Source organism: Variovorax sp. GW821-FHT09D07 (genome assembly GCF_059416345.1).
Window position 1 is genome coordinate 100,454 of sequence record NZ_JBWKOY010000001.1, and the last position, 22,711, is coordinate 123,164.

22 protein-coding genes are annotated in these 22,711 nt (G+C 69.1%); 9 read left to right on the top strand and 13 right to left on the bottom strand.

Annotated elements, in window-relative coordinates; all coding sequences use genetic code 11:
* Positions 1 to 55: 55 nt before the first annotated feature.
* Both AC07OX_RS00455 and AC07OX_RS00460 read right to left on the bottom strand, forming a co-directional pair.
* Positions 56 to 1,021: a sensor histidine kinase gene (locus tag AC07OX_RS00455; RefSeq protein WP_139705837.1), complete on the bottom strand. Its 966-nt coding sequence runs from the start codon at positions 1,019 to 1,021 to the stop codon at positions 56 to 58.
* Between the two features lie 40 nt (positions 1,022 to 1,061).
* Positions 1,062 to 1,856 (bottom strand): LuxR C-terminal-related transcriptional regulator, encoded by a 795-nt coding sequence (locus AC07OX_RS00460; protein WP_062472928.1) that lies wholly within the window; start codon positions 1,854 to 1,856, stop codon positions 1,062 to 1,064.
* A gap of 379 nt (positions 1,857 to 2,235) precedes the next feature.
* Between AC07OX_RS00460 and AC07OX_RS00465 the strand changes: the two genes are divergently transcribed.
* The 8 genes from AC07OX_RS00465 to AC07OX_RS00500 all read left to right on the top strand — a co-directional run bounded on the left by AC07OX_RS00465 (position 2,236) and on the right by AC07OX_RS00500 (position 7,922).
* Positions 2,236 to 2,928, top strand: a complete 693-nt coding sequence (locus tag AC07OX_RS00465; protein WP_062472930.1) for a hypothetical protein — start codon at positions 2,236 to 2,238, stop codon at positions 2,926 to 2,928.
* Positions 2,929 to 3,006: 78 nt separating this feature from the next.
* Positions 3,007 to 4,026, top strand: coding sequence for a hypothetical protein (locus tag AC07OX_RS00470; protein WP_495262953.1), 1,020 nt, complete (start codon positions 3,007 to 3,009; stop codon positions 4,024 to 4,026).
* A 23-nt stretch (positions 4,027 to 4,049) separates the two neighbouring features.
* Positions 4,050 to 4,388, top strand: coding sequence for a hypothetical protein (locus AC07OX_RS00475; protein WP_354346924.1), 339 nt, complete (start codon positions 4,050 to 4,052; stop codon positions 4,386 to 4,388).
* Positions 4,389 to 4,479: 91 nt separating this feature from the next.
* Positions 4,480 to 4,989 carry a hypothetical protein gene (locus AC07OX_RS00480; RefSeq protein WP_495262952.1) on the top strand — a complete coding sequence of 170 codons (510 nt, stop codon included), beginning with the start codon at positions 4,480 to 4,482 and terminating at the stop codon, positions 4,987 to 4,989.
* Between the two features lie 56 nt (positions 4,990 to 5,045).
* Positions 5,046 to 5,408, top strand: coding sequence for a GIY-YIG nuclease family protein (locus AC07OX_RS00485; RefSeq protein ID WP_307638194.1), 363 nt, complete (start codon positions 5,046 to 5,048; stop codon positions 5,406 to 5,408).
* Positions 5,405 to 5,845: a MarR family winged helix-turn-helix transcriptional regulator gene (locus tag AC07OX_RS00490; RefSeq protein ID WP_495262951.1), complete on the top strand. Its 441-nt coding sequence runs from the start codon at positions 5,405 to 5,407 to the stop codon at positions 5,843 to 5,845. Before AC07OX_RS00485 ends, AC07OX_RS00490 begins: the two co-directional genes overlap by 4 nt.
* Before the next feature lie 68 nt (positions 5,846 to 5,913).
* A complete protein-coding gene (locus AC07OX_RS00495) occupies positions 5,914 to 6,486 on the top strand; it encodes a DUF2239 family protein (RefSeq protein WP_070060635.1) in 573 nt (190 codons plus the stop codon).
* Positions 6,483 to 7,922 (top strand): MATE family efflux transporter, encoded by a 1,440-nt coding sequence (locus tag AC07OX_RS00500; RefSeq protein WP_495262950.1) that lies wholly within the window; start codon positions 6,483 to 6,485, stop codon positions 7,920 to 7,922. Before AC07OX_RS00495 ends, AC07OX_RS00500 begins: the two co-directional genes overlap by 4 nt.
* 18 nt (positions 7,923 to 7,940) lie before the next feature.
* On the opposite strand, the gene AC07OX_RS00505 is transcribed toward AC07OX_RS00500, so the two are convergent.
* Positions 7,941 to 8,417, bottom strand: a complete 477-nt coding sequence (locus tag AC07OX_RS00505) for a VOC family protein (protein ID WP_139705849.1) — start codon at positions 8,415 to 8,417, stop codon at positions 7,941 to 7,943.
* 147 nt (positions 8,418 to 8,564) lie between these two features.
* Between AC07OX_RS00505 and AC07OX_RS00510 the strand changes: the two genes are divergently transcribed.
* Complete coding sequence (locus AC07OX_RS00510) at positions 8,565 to 9,899, top strand: serine hydrolase domain-containing protein (protein WP_495262949.1); 1,335 nt, start codon at positions 8,565 to 8,567, stop codon at positions 9,897 to 9,899.
* Positions 9,900 to 9,905: 6 nt separating this feature from the next.
* Here the strand turns inward: AC07OX_RS00510 and AC07OX_RS00515 are convergent, their stop codons facing one another.
* The 10 genes from AC07OX_RS00515 to AC07OX_RS00560 form a co-directional block, all read right to left on the bottom strand.
* Positions 9,906 to 12,320: a TonB-dependent siderophore receptor gene (locus AC07OX_RS00515; RefSeq protein WP_495262948.1), complete on the bottom strand. Its 2,415-nt coding sequence runs from the start codon at positions 12,318 to 12,320 to the stop codon at positions 9,906 to 9,908.
* 103 nt (positions 12,321 to 12,423) lie between these two features.
* Positions 12,424 to 13,440, bottom strand: coding sequence for a FecR family protein (locus tag AC07OX_RS00520; RefSeq protein ID WP_495262947.1), 1,017 nt, complete (start codon positions 13,438 to 13,440; stop codon positions 12,424 to 12,426).
* Between the two features lie 69 nt (positions 13,441 to 13,509).
* Complete coding sequence (locus AC07OX_RS00525; protein ID WP_062480225.1) at positions 13,510 to 14,019, bottom strand: RNA polymerase sigma factor; 510 nt, start codon at positions 14,017 to 14,019, stop codon at positions 13,510 to 13,512.
* Positions 14,020 to 14,230: 211 nt separating this feature from the next.
* Positions 14,231 to 15,667: a PAN domain-containing protein gene (locus tag AC07OX_RS00530; RefSeq protein WP_495262946.1), complete on the bottom strand. Its 1,437-nt coding sequence runs from the start codon at positions 15,665 to 15,667 to the stop codon at positions 14,231 to 14,233.
* Positions 15,668 to 15,851: 184 nt separating this feature from the next.
* Positions 15,852 to 17,336 carry a flavin-containing monooxygenase gene (locus AC07OX_RS00535; RefSeq protein WP_495262945.1) on the bottom strand — a complete coding sequence of 495 codons (1,485 nt, stop codon included), beginning with the start codon at positions 17,334 to 17,336 and terminating at the stop codon, positions 15,852 to 15,854.
* 19 nt (positions 17,337 to 17,355) lie between these two features.
* Positions 17,356 to 18,966, bottom strand: coding sequence for an MFS transporter (locus AC07OX_RS00540; RefSeq protein ID WP_495262944.1), 1,611 nt, complete (start codon positions 18,964 to 18,966; stop codon positions 17,356 to 17,358).
* 62 nt (positions 18,967 to 19,028) lie between these two features.
* Positions 19,029 to 19,658, bottom strand: coding sequence for a PqiC family protein (locus tag AC07OX_RS00545; RefSeq protein ID WP_495262943.1), 630 nt, complete (start codon positions 19,656 to 19,658; stop codon positions 19,029 to 19,031).
* Positions 19,655 to 21,316 carry a PqiB family protein gene (locus AC07OX_RS00550; protein ID WP_070060642.1) on the bottom strand — a complete coding sequence of 554 codons (1,662 nt, stop codon included), beginning with the start codon at positions 21,314 to 21,316 and terminating at the stop codon, positions 19,655 to 19,657. The genes AC07OX_RS00545 and AC07OX_RS00550 overlap by 4 nt, the downstream gene beginning before the upstream one ends.
* Positions 21,313 to 22,050: a paraquat-inducible protein A gene (locus AC07OX_RS00555; protein ID WP_493193053.1), complete on the bottom strand. Its 738-nt coding sequence runs from the start codon at positions 22,048 to 22,050 to the stop codon at positions 21,313 to 21,315. The genes AC07OX_RS00550 and AC07OX_RS00555 overlap by 4 nt, the downstream gene beginning before the upstream one ends.
* A 2-nt stretch (positions 22,051 to 22,052) precedes the next feature.
* Entirely contained in the window at positions 22,053 to 22,703 is a 651-nt protein-coding gene (locus tag AC07OX_RS00560; protein WP_095745301.1) for a paraquat-inducible protein A, read from the bottom strand.
* Between the last annotated feature and the right edge of the window lie 8 nt (positions 22,704 to 22,711).

Below are 22,711 nucleotides of genomic sequence, written 5' to 3' on the forward strand. Positions count from 1 at the left end.
CGCGGAAGTTTGCCATAGGCGACGAGGCCCCCCGCCGGGCACCGGTGCGGGATGGTTACAACGTGCTCTCGGCCGGTGCCGCGACCGCCGACTGCGGCAGCACTTCGCCGGGCATCACGAGCCGGATGCGCAGCCCGTGCGGCGCTGCGTCCATCACGGCCAGCTCGCCGTGCAGCGCGTCGGCGCGCTCGCGCATGCTGCGCAGGCCCTTGCCGCCGGCCTCGCCGGCCGCCGCATCCAGGCCGCGGCCGTCGTCGAGCACTTCGAGCACCAGGCCGTGCGAGCGTTCGCGCGGGCCGAAGCGCACTTCTACGCGGGTCGCCTGCGAATGGCGCAGCACGTTCGACAAGGCCTCCTGCGCGATGCGGCACAGCTGCATCGCGGCCTCGGGCGACAGCGGCGGCGCCAGCACCACGTCCTGCACGTTCCACACGAGCGTGATGCCGAGCCGGTCGAACGCCGGTTGCAGCCGGTAACGCAAGTGGCCCAGGCGCTCGCCGATGCTGGTGTCGGCCTGGTCGTCGAGGGAGTCGACCGTCAGCTGCAGCTCCAGCAGGCAGGCCTGCAGGGCCATCGACAGCTCGCGGGCGTCGGCGGAGCGCGGGTCGTAGCTGGCCATGAGCGCCACCAGCCGCGAGCCGACGCCGTCATGCAGGTCGCTGGCGATGCGGCGGCGCTCGGCGAGCACGGCCTGCGCCTGGCGGTAGCGCACGAGACGGCGCCGCGTGAAATACCAGGTGGCCACGATCATGCAGAGCACAGCGACGTTCACCCCCTGCAGGGCCCAGAAGGCCGCCGGCACCTCGGTACCCAGTGTGGTGATCGCCGAGGTCGCGCGAATCACCTGCCCCACCACCGGCGTCAGGTGCAGCGCGAATGCGAGCCCCACCCACAGCAGCATCCGCTGGCGCGAGGCACGCGGCCACAGCCAGATCAGGAGCACACACCAGGCGGCGATCGAAAGCCACACGAACTGGTCCTCCAGGAAATACGGCGGGAGCGGGGGCGCGGGCGCGCGCATGGGTGGCTCCGCTGCGAACGCGGCGCGCCCGAAGCGCGCCCTAGAGCAGCCCCCGGTGCGAGGCGAAACTCACGGCCTGCGCGCGGGTATGGGCGTGCAGCTTGCGGTAGATGTTCTTGACGTGCGCGTTAACCGTCTGGGCACTGATGGTGAGCTGCAGCGCGATCTCTTCCGTCACATATCCCGTGGCTACAAGTCGCAACACTTCGCGCTCCCGTGCCGACAGGGTCGCCTTGCTGTCCGGCGGGCGCACCGGGCTCGGATTGGCGCGCTGGTGGTCCAGGTGAACGAGCAGCCGGCGCGCCAGCCGGGGGGTGATGGCAGCCCCGCCATTCACCACCTGCAACACGGCCTGGGCATAGCTTTGGAACCAGGCGTTCTTCACCAGGTAACCCGAGGCGCCGAGCTCGAAGGCATGCAGCACCTGGGGCTCGTCTTCCAGCGCGGAAATGACGATGATCTCGGCGGCGCTGCGGTGCTTCTTGGCCTCTTCGATGAGCTCGAATCCGCTGCCGTCTCCGAGGCGGATGTCGACCATGAGCACATCGAATTCATGCTGCATCAAGAGGCGCCTTCCCTCGCGCAGGGAGCCGGCCTGGCCTTCGAGCTGGATGCGCAGATCGCCCAGCAGCTCCTGGGCGATGACGCGGCGGACAAAGGGGTCGTCGTCGACGAGCAGGACACGAACGGGCTTGGTTTCCTGGCCCGTGAGGTAGTCCGGCCACGGCAGGGTATCCGCCGAGGGAGCCAGCAGTCCACCGAACTGGCCGGGATTGGAGAATTTCCTAGCGCCACCACCGACATCGGTCAATGAAATGTCGAGATCGTTTTCCATTTAAGCCCCCTTGTCACAGATAAAAGTCGCGACTTCGTGAACAAAAGTTAATCGATTTCTACTCTTTTTCCGGCTATCGGCTTTTTTGATTACCTTGGTTTCTTTCGGTTGCAATATTGCCAGATTGTGAACGAAAGTGATAGTGGCCACGAGGGAAACAGGGCCGGAAACCGATCCCCTGCCCACGCCGAAAACGCGGCCGGGCATTGCTTTCGCCATAGCCTTGCACTACCCAGCCTGAGGCATTTTTCGATCCCTCCCCCACGCTGAAACTGCATCCCGGTCGCAACGGAATCCATTCAATCCGTGCTCGCTGACCGTCGCTGATGGCCGGATTCCCCGGCGATCGGGTTCGTTTCAACACTATCGAGGAAGCATCATGAAGAAGACTCTTATCGCCATGGCAGTGGTTCTCGTGGCTGGCATCGGGACCGCAACCGGCAGCAGCGTGGCGCTCGCCGTCACCAACACCACGACCGGCTCCTCCAGCTCGGCAGGCTCGGTCGCCGCCAGCTCCGGAACGGGCAGCGCACTGAGCTACAACGCAGCCAGCTCCACCTCGTCGGCCACGGCCAACGCGGCGGGCGGCGCAGCAGGCAACGCCTTCCTGCGCGTCGGCGGCGCCACCGCCAGCGGCTCGGCCACCACGCAAGGCCGCGTGACCAGCGTGGCAGCAACGACCGGCAACGGCGTGGCTGCAGGCGGTGCGAATGCACAGGCCAATGCGACCTCGAGCGCCAATGCGAACTACGCCGGCGGCGGCGCCAACCCCGTGAGCGGCTCTGCAGGCGGCGCAGCCGGCTCCACCACCAACAACACCGCAGCCACCGCGGCAGGTCCTGGCGGCGGCCTGGCCGTGGTGACGCGCACCTCGGGCACGACGGCCGGCTTCAGCGCCAATTCGGGCGCGGTCAACGGCATCGTCAACGGCACGACGACCTCGGCCACGTCGGGCTCCACCGGCGGCTCCACGGGCGTCATCAACTTCGCCGTGGGCAACGCAGCGGGCTTCAGCAACGGTGGCGGCACCGCCGGTGGCGCGATCTCCGGCGCAACGGCCAACGCTCCCTGAGCGATCCGGACCATCGGTTGTTGGACCAGAAACGGGGAGGGGCACGCCCCTCCCCTGCTTCCCAAAGGAGTCGAAAAAATGAAAACATTGATTGCCCTGACCTTGCTGGGCCTGTCCGCCGGCGCCTTGGCGCAGACCACGGCGGGTGGCGCCAACAACCAGTCGCAGAGTTCAGCCACCACCAACGCCCAGGGCAACACCCAGGCGGTGAATTTCAACAGCTCCGCCCCCTCGGAAGTCACCTCCCGGGCCACGGTGGACAGCAACAGCACACAGAACATCAACAACACGGGCGCGACGACCAGCACCGTCGACTACCGTGGCAGCTACACCGTCAAGAACGTGCCCTCCGTGAGCGGCCCGAACCTGACGACCAGCAACGACACCTGCATGGGCAGCACCAGCGCCAGCGCCAACGGCGCAGGGGTCGGGCTGAGCTTCGGCACCACCTGGACGGACGAACACTGCAAGCGCCTGAAGATGAGCCGCGAGCTCTGGAACAAGGGCATGAAGGCAGCGTCGCTGGCCATGGACTGCATGGACCCGGCGGCCCAGGCGGCCCTGGAGATGACCGGCTCGAAGTGCCCGCAGTCGATGACCGCCGAAGAACGCGTGAGCGCGTTCGGACCGCAGGCCTCCTCGGCCGGCGCGCCCGTGGCGGCACGTCCGGCGGCGCCGGTGGCGCCCGTGGCCGCGGCTCCAGCACCTGCGCCGGCCCCCGTGGCGGTGGCCGTGCCCCAGCCGGTGGCGCCCGTGGCACCTGCGGCGCCTGTCGCGTTGGCGCCGGCCCCGGCACCCGCGCCGGTCGTGGCGGTGCAGCAGCCTGCCGCACCGGCCACGCTGGTCGAGGCGATGCCCATGGCAGCTCCGGCGCAGGAACAGCCGGCACCGGCTGCGACCGCCGTCCCGGTGTCTGCGCCGGAAGTGGCACCGGCCCCCGTGGCCGCAGCGCCCGCCGAGGAAGCCGCGGCACCTGCGGCGGAGCCGGCCCCGGTCATGGCGAGCGCCGTGGCCCCGCAGCCGGACATCCTGGAAGCGCGCATCACGCGCCGCCTGCCGGCTGACGAGGTGGCTTCGGCACCGGCCGACGCGCAATGAGGTCGGCTCTGGAGTCCATCACCATGAACACCAGGACCGTTCCTCTCTGGCTGGCCGCCTGCTGCGTGGCGACGGCGTCGGTCGCCGCCACGCCGATCATCCGCATCGAGCGGATGCCCATGGGCAGCGGCCTGCAGAACGCCAGCGGCACGGAAAACGCCGAGCCGGTGGGCGACTACGGCGTCTGGCACGTGCCGCAGTACATGCCCGGGTTTCCGACCTCGGCCACCATCTGGCCGCGCGTCGTGATCATCCAGTGCAACATCACGCGGTGCAGCGGCTACGAAGTGACGCCCGAACTGGGCCGGGGCGAGTACCTGTTCTTCCGGCCCGCGGAAGACAGCAGCGTCGGCCGCAAATAGACAGGCGCGCAGACGCCGCCTTTTCGAACGATGCGCCGCCGGGTCCGCAAGGTCCCGGCGGCGCGCGGCCGTGTGCGTATACCCTTCGCGCATGCACAACCCCCTCGTGCGCGCCTTGCGCGCCCTGTTTCGCGCCGTTGCCACCACGATCCTCGTGCCGGTGCTGCTGTTCGAGGAATGGGGCTGGGCCCCGCTCGCGGCATTGGTCGCGCGGCTTGCACGCCTGCCCTTCTGGGCGCGGCTCGAGAACCTGCTGCGCGCGCTGCCGCCCTGGGGCGCGCTGCTGGCGTTCTTCGTGCCGATGCTGCTGCTCTTTCCGGTGAAGCTGCTGGCGCTGTTCCTGTTCGGCCGCGGCCACGCGTTCAGCGGCATGACCGTGCTGCTGCTGGCCAAGCTCGCCGGCACGGCGGTGGTCGCGCGGATCTTCCAGCTGGTCGAGGGCTCGCTGATGCGGCTGGCCTGGTTCGCCCGCTGGTACCCGCGCTGGAAAGCATGGAAAGACAGTGTGCTGACACGGGTGCGCGAAAGCCGCCCCTGGCGCATCGTGCGGGCGGTGCATCGGCGGGTGCTGCGCGGCTGGCATCGGCTGCGCGCCGAGTGAATCTATTTTTACCCGGGTGTATTGTGTTTTATATTTTGCCCGGGTAATATTTGGAGATGAATCCATCTCCTCACACCAGGCGTACCCTGGTCAAGCAATACAAGGACAGCGTGCGCCCCGCCGGCGTCTTCGTCATCCGCAACCTGACGGACGGCCGCGTCTACGTGGCCGGCAGCCTCGACGTCGAAGGCGCCATGAACCGCGCCCGCTTCGAGTTGAACCTGCGCTCGCACCGCAACAAGGCATTGCAGCGCGACTGGATGGCGCAGGGCGCGACGCACTTCGGTTTCGAGGTGATCGACCGGGTGAAGGAGCGCGACGACCCCGCCTTCGACCGCGCGGCGGAACTGGAAAAGCTGCTGGAGCTCTGGCGCGAGGAACTCCAGTGCACCACTGACAAGGGCTACAACACGCCATGAACACCGACGCACTGGGCTTTTGCCTCGACCTCGGCCGCGCCCACGCCAGCCTGAGCCTGAAACTCAACGAAGACCTGGGCGCCTTCCACGGCTTGGACTACGACGACTTCACCCTGCTGCACCTGTTGCTGCGTACCGGCAACGGCGCCATGCCGATGGCCGAGCTTGCGCACACGCTGGGGTTGCCAATGTCGGCGCTCATCCGCAAGATGGTGCTGCTCGAAAAGACCGGCCTGGCCGAGCGCACGACGGGACCCGATGACGACCCCCGGCGCCATGCGATTATTCGCAGCGGCGGAAGGAAGTTGATGCAAGCCGCCATCACCACCGTCGAAGCGATCTGCGTCGACGCCGTGAAATCGCTGGACCCGCAACGCCTGCCAGACCTGCATGCCGCGCTGCGGGTGCTGTGCGATCACGACACGCCGCACGCCTGAACCGTCCTGCGGGTAGATTACGAACCTCGTTTCGTTCCGCCCGGATCGACAACCCAAAAAGAATCTGCATGTCACCCGACGAACTACCGACCACATTCACTGCGTTTGCCGGCTTCCAGCGCGTCGCCGCCGGCACCAAGGCCCAGGTGCTCACGCAACTGCGCGAGCGCGGCGACGCCGCCACCTGCCTCGTGTTCGACGACCAGACCGGCGAGCAGCTCGATGTCGACCTGCGCGACCCGAAGGCCATCGAGACCTCCGCGCTCGAAGCCGAGAAACACGAAGACGCGCCGCGCGGCGTCGGCCGTCCGCGCCTGGGCGTGGTGGCGCGCGAAGTCACGCTGCTGCCGCGCCACTGGGACTGGCTCGGCCGCCAGCCGGGCGGCGCCTCGGTGGCGCTGCGCAAGCTGGTGGACGACGCACGCCACGTGCACGCCGACCGCGACACGGTGCGTGCCGCGCGTGAAGCCACCTACCGCTTCATGACCGCCATCGCAGGCAACCTGCCCGGCTTCGAGGAAGCCACGCGCGCGTTGTTCGCGGGCGAGCATCAGCGCTTCAGCGACCTCGTGGAACCCTGGCCCACCGACCTGCGTGTGCACCTGCACAAGCTGTCGGCCGGTGGCTGGGGTGCTGCATGAGCGCGGCGCCCGACAGCAGCACCACCACCTCCACCGGCCCCGGCAACCCGAGCGGACTGCGCGGCGTGCCCGTGGCGCCGGTGGGTGCGCCGCGTCCGCTGTGGAAGGTGTTCCTGTTCTTCCTGGCGCCGATGTTGCTCAGCAACATCCTGCAGTCGCTCTCCGGCACCATCAACAACGTCTACGTCGGGCAGATGCTCGGCGTGAGCGCGCTGGCGGCGGTGTCGAGCTTCTTCCCGGTGATGTTCTTCTTCATCGCCTTCATCATCGGTCTGGGCGCGGGCGCCTCGGTGCTCATCGGCCAGGCCTGGGGCGCGCGCGACGCGGCCAAGGCCAAGGCGGTGGCGGGCACCACGCTCACGGTGGGCCTGCTGCTGGGCCTGGCGATCGCGGTGTTCGGGGGCCTGTTCACCACACCGATGCTGGCCATGCTGGGCACGCCGCCCGACGTGCTGGCCGACTCCACGCGCTACGCCCGCATCATGCTGATCGCGATGCCCGGCGTGTTCCTGTTCCTGCTGGCCACCGCCATGCTGCGCGGCGTGGGCGACACCATCACGCCGCTGCTGACGCTGGTGATTTCCACGGCCATCGGCCTGGTGGTCACGCCCGCGTTGATCCGCGGCTGGGGCGGGCTGCCGCAACTGGGCGTGGCGGCCGGCGCGTGGGCCTCCGTGCTCTCGTTCGCGGTCGCGACCACGTGGCTGGGCTTCCGGTTGCGCCAGAAAAAGAGCCCGCTCGCGCCCGACGCGGAGTTCGTGCGCTGCCTGCGCATCCAGCCGCAGCTGCTCAAGGCGGTGCTGAAGATCGGCGTGCCCACCGGCGTGCAGATGATCGTGGTGGCGCTGGCCGAAGTGGTGCTGCTGTCGATGGTCAACAGCTACGGCTCCAACGCCACGGCCGCCTACGGCGCGGTGAACCAGGTGGTGGCCTACGTGCAGTTCCCGGCCATCTCGATCGCCATCACCACGTCGATCCTCGGCGCGCAGGCGATCGGCGCGGGCCGCGCCAACCGGCTCGGGGCCATCGTGCAGACCGCGCTGGGCATGAACCTCGTGCTGACGGGCGGGCTGGTGCTGCTGGGCTACCTGTTCTCGCGTCCGCTGATGGGCTTCTTCATCACCAGCGCGCCGGTGATCGAGATCGCGCAGAACCTGCTGCACATCATGCTGTGGAGCCTGGTGCTGTTCGGCATGGCCTCGGCGATCTCGGGGATCATGCGCGCCAGCGGCTCGGTGCTGGTGCCGACGCTGATCTCGATCGTCTGCATCCTGGGCGTCGAAGTGCCGGTGGCCTGGCTCATGAGCCGCCACTTCGGCATGGGCCTGGACGGGATCTGGGTCGCCTACCCGGTGACCTTCGGCGCGATGCTGCTGCTGCAGACCGCGTACTACCGCCTGGTGTGGCGCAAGAAGCCGATCGGCCGGTTGGTCTGATCGGTGCCTCGGCGGGGGTCACTCCCCGTCGAAGGCCTTCTTCACTGTGGCGATGTCGAGCTTGATCATCGTCATCATGGCCGCCATCGCGCGGGCGGCCTTGGCCGCGTCCTTGTCCTGGAACATGCGGATGAGCGGCATCGGCGTGACCTGCCACGACACGCCGAAGCGGTCGGTGAGCCAGCCGCACTGCACGGGCTGGCCGCCGCCCTCGAGCAGCTTGTCCCAGTAGTAGTCGACCTCTTCCTGCGTCTCGCAGGTCACGATGAGCGAGATGGCCGGCGTGATCTTGTACTCCGGCCCGCCGTTGAGCACCATGAACGACTGCCCGTCGAGCTCGAAGGTCGCCGTGAGCAGCTTGCCCTTCTTGGCGGGATTCACATCGCCCCAGAGCAGCGTGTCGGTCAGGCGCGACTTCGGAAAGATGGCGGTGTAGAAGTTGACCGCCTCCTCGCCGTTGCCGTCGAACCAGAGGCAGGGAATGATCTTCTGCATGGAATCTCCTTGGGTTGAATGATGAACTGAAGGGTTCAGTATCAAAGCCGAAGCGGCGCCCTGTCAACCTGCGCCGCGGCTGTCAGTGAGAAGTTCGCAGGCGGGGCCGCGGGCCACAATGGGCCGGTCCTTCGCTTCGGAACTGCCATGTTCGCCCCTTCCAGAACCCGCCTTGGCGCCCAGGCTTTGCTGAGCGCCGCGCTCGCCGCCTTCGCGGTGTCGACCGGCGCAGCCGATGCCACCTACCCCGACGCCGCCGCCAGCGACCCCGCCCGGCTCGGCTGGATGACCGGCTCGCCGCCGCCACCCGACCGCACGCTGCGTTTCGACGACGGCAGCTATTTCCGGTTTCCGGCGATGCGCTGGAGCGTGTCGAATTTCCGCCAGCTGATGCCGACCGTGAACGTGTCGCGCGGGCTCGGTGCGCCCACCGCCCTGCCCCAGGCCTTGCGCAAGGACATCGACACGCTCAGCTTCACGCCGCTCGACGCGAAGACGCCCATGACCTGGGACGCCTCGCTGGCCGCCACCTACACCGACGGCATCCTCGTGCTGCACCGCGGGCGCGTGGTCTACGAGCGCTACTTCGGCGTGCTGAGAAACGACGGCCAGCACGGCGCCATGTCGGTCACCAAGTCGGTGGTCGGCACGCTGGGCGCGATGCTGGTGGCCGAAGGCACTCTCGATGCCGGCAAGCCGGTGACCGCCTACGTGCCCGAACTCGCGACCTCGGCCTTCGGCAACGCCACCGTGCGCCAGGTGCTCGACATGACCACGGGCCTGAAGTTCAGCGAGGACTACGCCGACCCGAAGGCCGAGGTCTGGGCCCATGCGCAGGCCGGCAACCCGCTGCCCAAGCCCAAGGACTACACCGGCCCGCGCAGCTACTACGAGTTCCTGCAGACCGTGCAGCCCGAGGGACGGCACGGCGAAGGCTTCGGCTACAAGACCGTCAACTCCGACGTGCTGGGCTGGGTGATCGCGCGCGCCACTGGCCGCACCGTGGCGCAGCTGCTGTCGGAGCGCATCTGGCGCCACCTGGGCGCCGAGCAGGACGCCTACTTCACCGTCGACTCCATCGGCACGCCCTTCGCGGGCGGCGGCCTGAATACCGGCCTGCGCGACCTCGCGCGCTTCGGCGAGATGCTGCGCAACGACGGCCGCGTGAAAGGCCGGCAGGTCGTGCCCAAGGCCGCCGTCGACGACATCCGCCGCGGCGGCGACAAGGCCGCCTTCGTCAAGGGCGGCTACCCGCTGCTGCAGGGCTGGAGCTACCGCGACATGTGGTGGGTGACGCACAACGACCACGGTGCCTACATGGCGCGCGGCGTGCACGGCCAGCGCATCTACATCGACCCGAAGGCCGGGATGGTGATCGTGCGCTACGCCTCGCACCCGATCGCGGGCAACGCCGCGAACGACCCGGTGACGCTGCCGGCCTTCGAGGCGCTGGGGCGGCATTTGCTGCGCGCACCGCGCTGAAAGCAGTTACCAGCGGTAGGTCGCCGTGGCCGTCGCCGTGCGCGGGTAGCCGTAGTAGCAGTTGCGGTAACCGCAGTTCGCGAAGTACGTCTTGTTGGTCAGGTTGCGCAGGTTCAGCGCCAGGCTCCAGCGGTCGATGTCGTAGCCGAGCATGGCGTCGAACACCGTCGAGGCCGGCACCTTGCTCGGCCATGCAGCTTCGCCGTCGCCGTAGTTCGAGCCCGTGTAGCGCGCGCCCAGGCCCACCTTCACGCCGCCGGCGAAGCGGTAGTCCGCCCACACCGACAGCCGGTGGCGCGGCACGGCCGTGGCCTGCTTGCCGATCTCGCTCGTGTTGCTGCTGGCCGTGACGATGGCCCGCGGCGTGTAGCTGTACGACGCCGTGAGGTTCAGGCGCGAGGCGATCTCGGCCGTGGCCTCGAGCTCCAGGCCGCGCACCGAGATCTCGCCCGTCTGCTTGGGCATGAACTCGCCGTCGTAGCTGATGTAGTTCTTGCGCCGCAGATCGAAGATGGCGGCGCTGTACATCGCCTTGCTGCCCGTGGGCTGGTAGCGCACGCCGGCCTCGTATTGCTTGCCGCTTTCGGGCTTGAACGGGTCGCCCGACACCGGGTCGATGGTGGCCGTGGGCGCGAACGACTCCGAGTAGCTCAGGTACGGCGCCCAGCCGCTCGGGTGCAGGTAGACCAGGCCGGCCCGGCTGGTGAACTTGTGGTCGCGCATGCGCTGGCGCGAGCTGTCGAGGCGGCTGTCCACGGTGCTGTCGGCGGTGTCGTAGCGCCCGCCCAGCGTCAGCGTCCAGCGCTCGCCCCACTTGATCTGGTCCTGCAGGTAGACGCCGGTCTGCGCAAGTCGCGTGACGCCGTCGAAATACGGCGCGGGCCGCTCGATCGGCCCGCCGTACACCGGCGTGTAGATGTTCAGCGGCGAGGCGCTGCCGCCGCTGAAGGTGACCTGGTCGATGCGGGTGCGCTGGTAGTCCAGCCCGACCAGCACCTTGTGCTGCGTCTCGCCCAGGCGGAAGTCGGCCTGCAGCTGGTTGTCGAGCGCCAGGGCGCCGATGTTCTCGCGGCTGCCGAACACGCTGCGCGACATCTGCTGGAAGTTGAGCGGGTCGTTCGGCACGTCGGGGTTCAGCGCCATGAAGCCGGTCAGCTGCGTGCCCGTGTAGTCGAGCTTCTGGTGCGCGTAGCGCGCGTTCTGCCGCACCGTGAAGGTGTCGTTGATGCGGTGCTCGAACTGGTAGCCGACCATCTGCTGGTCCTGGTCGAAGCGGTCGAAGCCGGGCTCGCCGACGAAGAGTTTCGAGGGAATGGTGGTGCCGATGGCGGTCGGATCGAGCGAGCCGACCTGCGGCCGTGCGCGCGTGTAGACCCCGCCGCGCGTGCGCGAGAACTGCGACAGCAAGGTCAGCGTGGTGTCGCCCGACGGCTTCCAGGTGAGTGCAGGCGCGATGTACATGCGGTCGTCGGCCTCCTTGCCCGCCGGCAGTTGCGCGTCGCGCACGAGGCCGGTGATGCGGTACAGCAGCTTGCCGTCGGCATCGAGCGCGCCCGAGAAATCGCCCGCCACCTGCTTGCGGGCGTGGTCGCCCACCTGCCGCTGCAGCTCGCGCACGGGCTCTGCCGTGGGGCGCTTGCTGACCACGTTCACCACCCCGCCGGGGCCGCTCATGCCGTACAGCACCGACGACGGGCCGCGCAGCAACTCGATGCGTTCGGCGCCATAGTTCTCGGTGCGCCACACGCCCCAGGTGCTGTTGTTGCGCAGCGGCAGGCCGTCCAGGTAGAAGCCCGGCGAATAGGCGTCGAAGCCGCGCAGCGAGATCCAGTCGTAGCGCGAATCGGCGCCGTAGGTGGTGGTCGACACGCCCGGCGTGTAGCCCAGCGCGTCCTTCAGGTTGGTGGCGCCGATGGCCTCGATGCGGTCGGCCGTGATCACCGAAATCGACTGCGGCGTCTCGATGATCGGCGTGTCGGTCTTGGTGGCGGTGGCGCTGCGTTTGGCGACATAGCCCTGCACCCGGCCCGTGGCGCTTTCCTCGCCGTCGGCCACGACGGTCACCGCCGGCAGCGTGGACGTGCCGCCCGTGGCGGGCGCCGTCTTGATGACCGCCGCATTGCCTTCCATCGTGGCCGCCAGGCCGCTGCCGGCCAGCAGCCGGTCGAGCGCCTGCCGGGCCGTGAGGCTGCCCGAGATGGCGGGCGCGGTCTTGCCCGCAACCAGGCTCTGCTGCACGGCCAGCTGGATGCGGGTCTGCCGCGCCCAGTCGTTCAGCGCCTCGGCCAGCGGCTGGGCCGCGATGTGGATCGGCTGGGGCGCGCCCTGCGCCCGGGCCATCAGGGGCGCGTTCGCCAGGGCCAGTGCAACGGCCAGGGCCAGCGGCGCGGGTGTCATCTTTGTTCTCAAGCGCTTCGTCATCGAACGTCTTCCAGGTAGTGAATGCAAATGGTTCCTATCTGGGCTGACGCACGAGCTGGCGGAATCCCCGTAGTGCCGGCGAGAAATTCTTGATTCTTTTGTTTCAGGGGGCCGGCAGGATTTCCGCGACCGTGCCGGTTTCCTTCAGCCGCACCGGCAAGGCGCTGGCCAGGGCGCGCCGCAGCGTGCGCGCGTCCCGCGGGTCGAAGGTGCCGCTCAGTCGCAGGGCCGCCACGGCCGGGTCGTTCACCACCAGGCCGGTGCTGCCGTAACGCTCCAGCTCGGCCAACGCGCGCGCCAGCGGCGTGTCGACGAAGCTCAGGCGGTGCTCGCGCCAGGGCGCGATGCCGTCGCGCGGCACGGCCGAGACGGCGGAGAACCGGCCCTGCGCATCGCTTTCCACCTGACGCCCAGCGGTCAGGAAGACTTCGCTCGTCGCATCCGGCGCCCGGCGCAGCACGCGCACCTTGCCCTCTTCCACCGACACCCGCGTGCCGTCGGCGCCCGGCATGCCGGGGGTGTGGCGCACGGCAAAGCGCGTGCCGACCACCCGCACGCGCAGCGGACCGGCCAGCACGTCGAAGGGGCGTTTCGCATCGGACTGCACGGCGAACACCGCCTGCCCGTCGAGCAGCGTCACCTCGCGGCGGTCGCGGAACAGGCGCACTTCGAGGCGGGTGGCGGTGTCCAGCCGCAGCCGGGAGCCGTCGGGCAGCGGCGCTTCGAGCTGCTGGCCGCGCCGGGTGGCGAAAGCCTGTTCGAACACGGGCTGGGCCTGCACATGGCGCCAGCCGAGGTAGCCGGCGCCGACCGCCATGCCGGAAACGCCCAGCACGACCGCCGGTTTCAGGAAGCCGCGGCGCGTGGGTGCGGCGGGCGCGCGGCCTTCGAAGCCGCTGCGCCAGCCCGCGACCGTCTCGGGCGCGATCGCGTCGAAGGCGCGCCAGCGCGACTCCCATTCGCGGAACGCCTCGCCATGGCGCGCATCGGCGCCGAGCCAGGCCTGGAACGCGCGCTCGTCGGACGCGCTCCAGTGCGTGCGCTGGCGGCGGACGAACCAGTCCAGCACGTCCTGTCGCAGGCGCAGGGCTTCTTCGGACGGTGGCGACGTGAGGGTCATGACGTGGGGATCGTTCTTATGGGGGTAGACGCACGAGCGTCGTCAAACCCTGTAATGGGGCGTCTCATCTCACTCTGAACCACGGGTCCGCTCCAGGCACGCCCAGCACGCCTCCATCGCAATACGCAGCTGCATCTCGACCGTCCGCACCGAAATGCCCATGCGCGCAGCCACCTCGGCATACGAGAGGCCATCGAACTTGTAGAGCACGAAGGCTTCGCGGCAGCGCGGAGGCAGCCGGTCGATGGTCTCGACCATGGCCGCCATGCCCTGGCTGGACGAGAGGATGGCGTCGGGCTCGAAGGTGGGCGGGCCGATGCAGTCGTCGGCGTCGGGCGGTGCGTCATCGGGCGCCGCCGTGTCGCCGCCCGCCCGCACGCTGGTGCGGCGGTGGTGGTCGGTGACGAGGTTGCGGGCCGTGCGGTACAGCAGCGCGCGCGGGTCGCGCACCACGCTGCCCGTGCGCTGCGCCTCGTACACCCGCACGTAGCTCTCCTGCGCCAGGTCGGCCGCGGTGGCGCGGTCGGGTACCTTGCGGGACAGAAAGCTCAGCAGCTCGCGGTAATAGCGTTCGAACACGGGCGCACCACAGCCGGAAAGGGTTGGTCGAAGTCCAGGGGCAGGTTGGCTTCGACACGGCGTGGCTACCTGAGAGATTCAGAACAAAAGAAAACGCGAGATTATGTGCGGGTTCAACCCGCCGATCGCCGAAGGGTAGGCATTTCGCCTGCCGCGCACGGCATGGGCGCGGGCTACCCTCCCCTTCGGCCCCGTCCGGACTCGCCTGCCCTCAGTTCCCGCACGCCGGGTGCTTCTGCCCTTCGGTGGTGTTCGGCAGCCCCAGAAAGTCCAGGATGTGCGGCGTCGTGCCGTCCACCTGCGTCAATGCGGTACCCCCGAGGCTGCCCACGCAGTAGCTGGGCTTGAGCGGGTTCTGGTGGTTGTTGTTCAGGATCAGCAGCGTGCTGCGTTCGGCCGCCGTCTGTCCGCCGTGGCTGCTGCCGGTGCCGCCGTGGTCCGAGGTGACGACGATCAGCCATTCTTCATTCGCGTAGTTCGGCCGCGACGTGAGCGCCGTGAGCACCTGCTGGATCTGCTGGTCTTCGCCGGCGATCTTGCCCTGGTAGTAGGCATTGAGCGGGTCGTAGCTCGGCGCATGGACGTCGACGTTGTGCAGGTAGTAGAAGATCGCCGTCGGCGGGTGCTTCCAGCTCAGCCAGCCCTTCACCGCATCGGTGGCCTGCTGCGAATTCTTGGCCGCGTTGGCGACCACGAAATCGGCCAGCGCCGGGCGCAGGTTGTGGGTGATGTTGAACCAGTCGCCCACCACCGCCGTCGTGGCCGTCGGCCAGGCCGCCTTGATCTGGTCGAACACGTGCGTCTTCTTCAGCGGCAAGGTGGTGGTGTTCGAGGTCACGCCGTGCTTGTCGGCCCAGAAGCCAGTGAACACCGACGACCAGCCGGGTCCGCTCACGGTCGCCTGCTTGGTGCCGCCCGCCAGCACGTTGCCGTGGAAGGCACCGCCGGCGATCAGCGCCGACATCGCCGGCGTCTGCACGCAGCCCGCGCACTGGATGGCGTCGCCGCGCAGGCCGTCGATGCCGATCAGCAGGATGTGCTTGTTGCCCGGCACGGGGTTGGGAACGCCCTCGCCCGCGATCAGCGAATAGTGGTCGTAGGGATTGCCGACGTAGTCGGTCTTCAGGCCGCCGATGTCGCTGGCGCGCTTGTCGCTCAGGTCGCAGCGCTGGTTGGTCTTGTGGTAGTCGAAGGACTTGCACCACGACGAGCGGCTCGCGTCGGTGCAGGCGTTGGCGCAGTCGGCGGGCGTCACGGTCTGCAGGGCCTCGGTGTTGTAGCCGCTGATGGCCGCATTGGGCGTGCGCGCGAAAGGCTTCAGCGGATCGGGCTTGAGGCTGTAGTGGTCATAGGGGTTGCCGGGGTAGTCGGTCTTCAGCCCGCCCACGTCGGCGGCGCGCTTGTCGCTCAGGTCGCAGCTCTGGCCGGCCTTGTTGTAGTCGAACGAGACGCACCAGGCGCCGCGTGGCGCGCCCAGGCAGGCCGACGCGCACATCTCGGGCGTGGACTGCGTCAGGTTCTCGATGTTGTTGCCGGAGATGGCGGCGTTCGGCGTGGCCGCGAAAGCGTCCAGCGAGGCGGCGCTTGCATGTCCTGCCAGCGCTGCGAACAACAGGCCCGCCAGGGATGCACGGATCGATGACTTCATGAGGTCTCCTCATCACAGGGTCGTGGGGTGATTCCCGGGCACCGCCTCGCCGTTTTTTCAGTGCGAGTGCAACGCCGGGCGGAGTAAATCACCGCCGCCTGCCATCGATCCAATTCAAAAATCTTCGATGTTGTATTGAGCAGAGCTATACATCGCCGCGTCACGCAACGCGGTCAGGCCGCGATCAGACCGCGCGGTTCGAGAACGCCATCACCCCGTCGTCCACGCGCCCGAGGCGCAGCAGGAGGATGTCGCGCAGGTAGTTCTGGTGCAGTTTCCACGGCGTGTGCGTGCCCTGCTTGGGAAACTTGTCGAGCGAGCGCTGCACGTAGCCCGAGCTGAAATCGATCCACGGTTCGGGCGACAGGTCAGGGCCCGCGTTGTGCGGCGTGCATTGCCGCCAGCCGTGCGTGTGCATGTGGTTCAGCAGCCGGCAGACGTAGGCGCAGGTCAGGTCGCACTTGAGCGTCCACGAGGCGTTGGTGTAGCCGAAGGACGAGGCCAGGTTGGGCACGTCGCTGTACATCATGCCCTTGTAGTTGAAGGTGCTCGCGGGGTCGACGCGGCGGCCGTCCACGCTCAGTTCGATGCCGCCGAGCACCTGCAATTCAAGGCCGGTGGCGGTGACGATGATGTCGGCCTCGAGCACGCGGCCCGACTTCAGCCGCAAGCCTTCGGGCGTGAAGGTGTCGACGTGGTCCGTGACCATCGACGCGCGCCCGGCGTTGAGCGCCGCGAACAGGTCGCCGTCGGGCACGAGGCACAGGCGCTGGTCCCACGGGTTGTAGCGCGGCGTGAAGTGCGTGGCGACGTCGTAGCCGGGCCCGAGCGCATGGCGCACGCCGCCCAGCAGCATGCGCCTGACGCGCGCCGGCTTACGCCGCGCGAGCCGGAAGAACAGCATGCCCAGCGTCACGTTCTTCCAGCGCGTGAGGCGGTACGCGGCCATCGCCGGCAGCAGGCGCCGCAGGCGGTTGGCAATCGGGTCTTCGGCCGGGCGCGCCACCACGTAGGTCGGCGAGCGCTGCAACAGCGTGACGTGCGCGGCGGTCTGGGCCATCGCAGGCACCAGCGTCATCGCGGTGGCGCCGCTGCCGATCACGACCACGCGCCGGCCGCTGTGGTCCAGGTCGTCGGGCCAGTGCTGCGGATGGACGATGCGGCCTTGGAAGTCAGCCATGCCGGCGAAGTCGGGCGTGTAGCCCGCCTCGTAGCGGTAGTAGCCGCTGCACAGGAAGAGGAAGTTGCAGCGCCACTGCACGAGCCGCTTGTCGGCGCCCTGCTCCACATCGACCGTCCAGCAGGCGTCGGCGCTCGACCAGGCGGCGCGCACCACGCGGTGCTGGTAGTGGATCTTGTCGTCGACGCCGTGCTGGCGCGCGGTGTCGCGCACGTACTGCAGGATCGACGGGCCGTCGGCGATCGCCTTGGCCTGTGTCCACGGGCGGAACACGTAGCCCAGCGTGTACATGTCGGAGTCGGAGCGTACGCCCGGGTAGCGGAACAGGTCCCAGGTGCCGCCGCTGCGTTCGCGCCCTTCGAGGATCGCGTAGCTGCGACCCGGGCACTGCGCCTGCAGGTGGCAGGCGGCGCCGATGCCGGACAGGCCGGCACCGACGATCAGGACATCGACGTGCGGCGGCGCGACGGCCGGTTGTTCTGCTTGCATCGGTGGTTTGTCTCCTGTCTCATGGCTTGTTGTTGTCTGGCTCTTCCACGGGCGCGCGCCGGATCATCAGCCAGGCGCTGACCGCACTCAGCACGGCCAGGCCGGCGCTCAGCAGCATCACCCAGCGAAAGCCCGCGACGAACGATTCCGCCACCGCGCGCTTCACGGCGGCGACGGTGGCCGCATCGGCCCCCGGCGGCGCGCCGGCCGCGGCCAATCGGTCGCGCTCGGCCCCAAGAAAGGCCCGCACCTCGTCCGACGCGCCCATCGCTTGCAGCCGCTCGGCCAGCGCCGCATCGAAGGCCCAGGCCATGATGGCGCCGAACACGGCAATCGCGAGCACCGCCGCCGCGCGCGACACCGCGTTGTTCACGCCCGAGGCCACGCCCGCGAGGTCGGGCCCCACGGCGTTCATGACCGTGGTGGTGAGCGGCGCGACCGTCACCGTCATGCCGAAGCCCAGCACCACCACGGCGGGCAGGAAACCGCTCCAGTAGCTCGCGCCCACGCCCGGCAGCGCGAACAGCGCAAAGCCCACGGCCGCGATGGCCGGCCCGATGACCAGCGGCACGCGTGGCCCGAAACGGTCGACCAGCTGCCCGGCCCAGCCCGAGAGCGCGAACATCAGGAAGATGAACGGCAGCAGCGCCGCGCCCGCCACCGTGGCCGAGTAGCCCTGCACCTGGATCAGGTTGAGCGGAAAGAAATACAGCCCGCCGCCCAGCGCCGCATACAGCAGCAGCGTCAGCAGGTTGGCGCCGCTGAAGTTGCCGATGCGCAGCAGCGACAGCGGCAGCATCGGCGTGCGCGCCCGGCGTTCGGCGACGACGAAGCCGACGCTGCCCACGACGCCGATCGCCAGTGCCGCGAGCACGGCCGGCGAACGCCAGCCCTGCGTCGGCGCTTCGATGAAGGCGTAGACGATGCCGCCCAGCCCGGCGGTCGCCAGCAGCGCACCCCACAGGTCGAGCCCGCCGCGCGCCGCGGCGCCTTTGCTCTCGGGCACATGGCGGCGCACGATCCACAGCACCAGCAGCGCCATCGGCACGTTGATGAGGAAAGCCCAGATCCACGAGAAGTGATCGACCAGGAAGCCGCCCAGCACCGGCCCCACCGCCGCCGTGATGCCACTGAAGCCCGACCAGGTGCCGATGGCCTTGCCGCGTTCCTTCTCGGGAAACGATGCGCTGATGAGCGCCAGGCTGCCCGGCACCAGCAGCGCGCCGCCGATCCCTTGAATCGCGCGTGCGGCGATGAGCTGCTGCACATCGGCCGCGAGCGCACAGCCCACCGACGACAACGCGAACACGACGACGCCGATGGCAAAGATGCGCCGCCTTCCGTAGTGGTCGCCGAGCGCGCCGCCCACCAGCAGCAGCGCCGCGAGCAGCAAGGCGTACGACTCGACCACCCATTGCGCCTGGAAGGCCGTGGCGTGCAGATCGGCCTGGATGGCAGGCAAGGCAACGTTGACCACGGTGCCGTCGATGAAGGCCATGCTCGAGCCGACGATGGCCGCGGCGAGCACCCAGGGCTTGGAGGCTTCAGGGCAGGCGCCCTCTTCCGTGGGAGATGGAGACCCATGCAGGATCAGCGTGTCGTCGCAGGGCGCCTTGCCGATCTGTGCCATGGGGCCTCCGATCTATCGGATGACGGCGTGGTGCCTTCCCCCGTCGGGGAAAGGTGAAAGTCTCAGGTCGCGCACGCCGTCGCACCCGGGTTCGTCCGCGCCGCGTTCACGCTGCGCGCCATGGCCGCTGCCGCCGCAGCCGTCACGCGCTGCGCGCCTTGCGCCAGCGCGTCCATGCCGCCACCGGTGGCTTCGCCCGCGTCGAGCCGGCACACCAGCGTGCGCGCCTCGTCGGAGCGGCGCAGGGTCCAGGTGAAGCCGGCGTCCACGCGCCCGCCGTCCACCATCTCGAACTGGCGCACCTGCACCGCCACGCGCCACACGGGCTGCGAGGTCTGGCGGCCGCCCTGCGTGACGTCGAGCGCGCCGAGCCGGCTGGCGATGCCGCTGCCGAGCGCGTCGCGCAGTTCGTTCTCGAAGGACGAGGCCCAGCGGTGTTGCTCCAGCACGTCGACCTGCACGCCGCCGGTCGGGCGGCGCACCACCATCTGCGGGCGCGCCAGCCGCTCGGGCACGGCCACGGGCGCGAGCTCGATGTACAGCGGCGCGGCGGCGTCGGGAATGCGCGGCGCCGCATCGGTGAGCGCGGGCGGGCTGGCCAGCGTGTAGTAGCTGTCGGGCTTGCTCGCGCAGCCTGCCAGCACCAGCAATGCGGCGGCGCCCGCGAGCGCGAAGGTCGTCGTCGTCTTCATTTCTTGTCGTCCGGTTTGCCGCGCAGCAGCGATTCGGGATGGCGTTCGAGGTAGTCGGTCAGCACGCGCACCGAACCGGCCGCGCGCGTCAGTTCGCGCAGGGTCTGGCGCATGTCCTGCTGCAGCGGCGAATCGTCGGCCAGCGTGCGTTCGGCCGAGTTGACGGTCTTGCGCACGTCCTTCATGGCGGCGGCCAGCTCGGGCGTCACGTCGCTGTTGATGCGGCTGACGGTCTGCTCGGTGCTGGTGAGCGTCTTGTTGAGCGTGGCCAGCGTGGTGCGCAGGTCGGTGGCGATCTGCTCGTAGGGCACCTTGTTGAGCTTGGTGGCGATTTCCTGCACCTGCGACTGGATCTCGTCCAGGCCGTTGGCGATGGTCGGCAGCTCGATCGGGCTCTTCGACAGGTCGATCTTCGCGGGCGGCGCCTTCGGGAAGAAGTCGAGCGCCACGTAGACCTGGCCGGTCAGCAGGTTGCCGTTGCGCAGCTGGGCGCGCAGGCCCTTCTCGGCCAGGAAGCGCAGCCGTTCCTGCTGCGTCGCGCGCGACTCCGTGGCTTGCGCACCGGCACCGCTCTCACGGCGGCGCAGGCGGTCGGGGTAGATCTGCACCAGCACCGGCATGCGGAACTCGCGCTCGGCGCGGTCGAACTCGACGCCGATGGATTTCACCTCGCCCAGCACCACGCCGCGGAAATCGACCGGCGCGCCCGGCGTGAGCCCGCGCAGCGACTGGTTGAAGTACATCAGCAGCGTCTGCGAGGGGCCGTCGGGCTCCTTCATGGCGGCGCTTTCGTCCTGCGCCAGCACGAAGGCGGTGTTCTCCTTGGCCAGCGGGCCCATGGCGTCGTCGGGCGCCTGGAAGGCGATGCCGCCGAGCAGGATGGTGGCCAGCGACTGCGTGCGCAGCGTGAAGCCGCTGGCGCTGAGCTGCGCGTCGATGCCGCTGGCCTGCCAGAAGCGCGTGTTCATGCCGACGAACTTGTCGTACGGCGCGTTCACGAACACCCGCAGCGTGACGCCGCGGCCGTCGCCGTCGAGCTCGTAGGCCGCGACTTGCCCGACCTTGATGCGCCGGAAGTACACGGGCGAACCGACATCGAGCGAGCCCACGTCGCGCGCCCGCAGCAGGAACTGCTGGCCCGAGTCGCCGCGCGTGACGATGGGCGGGGCTTCGAGGCCGGTGAATTCGCCCGCGGTTTCCTTCTCGACACCCGCGTCGGCGCCGATGTAGGCGCCCGACAGCAGCGTGCCCAGGCCCGAGATGCCCGAGGTGTCCAGCCGCGGCCGCACCACCCAGAAGCGCGAGTCGGCCGAGGTGAAGCCCTCGGCGTCCTTGTTGAGCTGCACCAGCACGCGCACGTGCGAGCGGTCGCGCGCCAGCCGCAGGCTCTGCACCAGGCCGATCTGCACGTCCTTGTATTTCACGGCGGTCTTGCCGGCTTCGAGGCCCTCGGCCGTCTTGAAGGTGAGCACGATCTCGGGGCCGCGCTCCATGAGGATGCGGGCCACCAGCGTCACGCCGACCAGCGCGGCGACGATGGGAATCAGCCAGATCAGCGAGGGCAGCCATTCGCGGCGGCGCGCCACTTTCGGCTTCGGCAGCGCGGGCGGAGCCGACGCTGCCGGACGGTCTTGCGGTTGCGTGTCTTCTTCACTCATGCGATTTTTTCTTCCCTGCTTTCAATCTGTCGTTCGTCCGTGTCTGCTTGCGGCACCGGGCCGTCCCACGTCAGGCGCGGGTCGAAGCTCAGCGAAGCCAGCATGGTCAGCACCACCACCGCGCCGAAGGCCGCGATGCCCACGCCGGCGGTGATGACCGCGAAGCCCTGGATCTGCACCAGCCCGGTCAGGAGCGACACCACGAACACGTCGAGCATCGACCAGCGTCCGATGATCTCGATGATGTGATACAGCTTGGCCCGCTCGCGCCGGCGCCAGTTGCTGCGCCGCTGTGCCAGCACCACAAGCAAGAGCAATACCGCCAGCTTGAACAGCGGCACCAGGAAGCTCGCGATGAACACGATGGCCGCCAGCCCCCAGGCGCCCGACACCCAGAAGTAGATGACGCCGCTCAAGATGGTGTCGTACTGCGCGCCGAACAGCGTGCGCGTGATCATCACCGGCAGCAGGTTGGCCGGGATGTACATGATGCAGGCCGCGATCAGGAAGGCCCAGGTGCGGTTCAGGCTCTGCGGCTTGCGCGTGTGCAGGTGCGTGCCGCAGCGGGCGCAGGCGTCGCCATCTTCGGCATCGCGCCAGACGGCGGTGCAGTGCGTGCAGACATGCAGGCCGAGCCCGGCGGCCGTCGGCACCGGGTTCTCGTGGTCGTGCTCGTCGTCGGCCTGCGCCTCCCAGGGGCGTGCCGAGGCCAGGCGGGCGGGCAGCCCGCGCATGTTCATGCGCGCACCTCCGGTGCATCGGCATCGGCGTCTTCTTCATCGGCCTTGCGGAAGGTCATCTCCCAGAACGCGCCGGGGTTGAACGACAGCACGGCCGTGAGCGTCACGGTGAGCGCCACGAAGGCCCACAGCGCGGGGCCCGGCACCACCGTCGCCATGCTCGACAGCTTGACGATCGCCACCAGCACGCCGAGCAGGAAGACCTCGATCATTCCCCAGGGCCGCAGCGACTGCATCATGCGCACCAGCACCGCGAAACCCCAGGGCCGGTGCGCGCGGGCCAGCGGCACCAGCAGGTAGGCCAGGATGCACAGCTGCAGCAGCGGAAACAGGATGGTCGTGGCCAGCACCAGCAGCGCCACCGGCGACATGCCCTCGGCGCTCAGCACCACCACCGCGCCGGCCAGCGTGGTCTGGCTGCGCAGGCCCTGCAGCTCGATCTCGACGATGGGAAACAGGTTGGCGATGGCGAACATGATCAGGCTCGCGACCGTCAGCGGCAGGATGCGCCGCTGCTGCGCGCCCGGGTGCCGGTCGAGCTCGGTGCCGCAGCGCGGGCACTCGGCCACGTCGCGCGGCGCCAGCGGCGTGCGGGCGTAGACCGCGTCGCAGCCCGGGCAGACCACGGTGTCAGGTACTTCCTTCATGAGGCCGT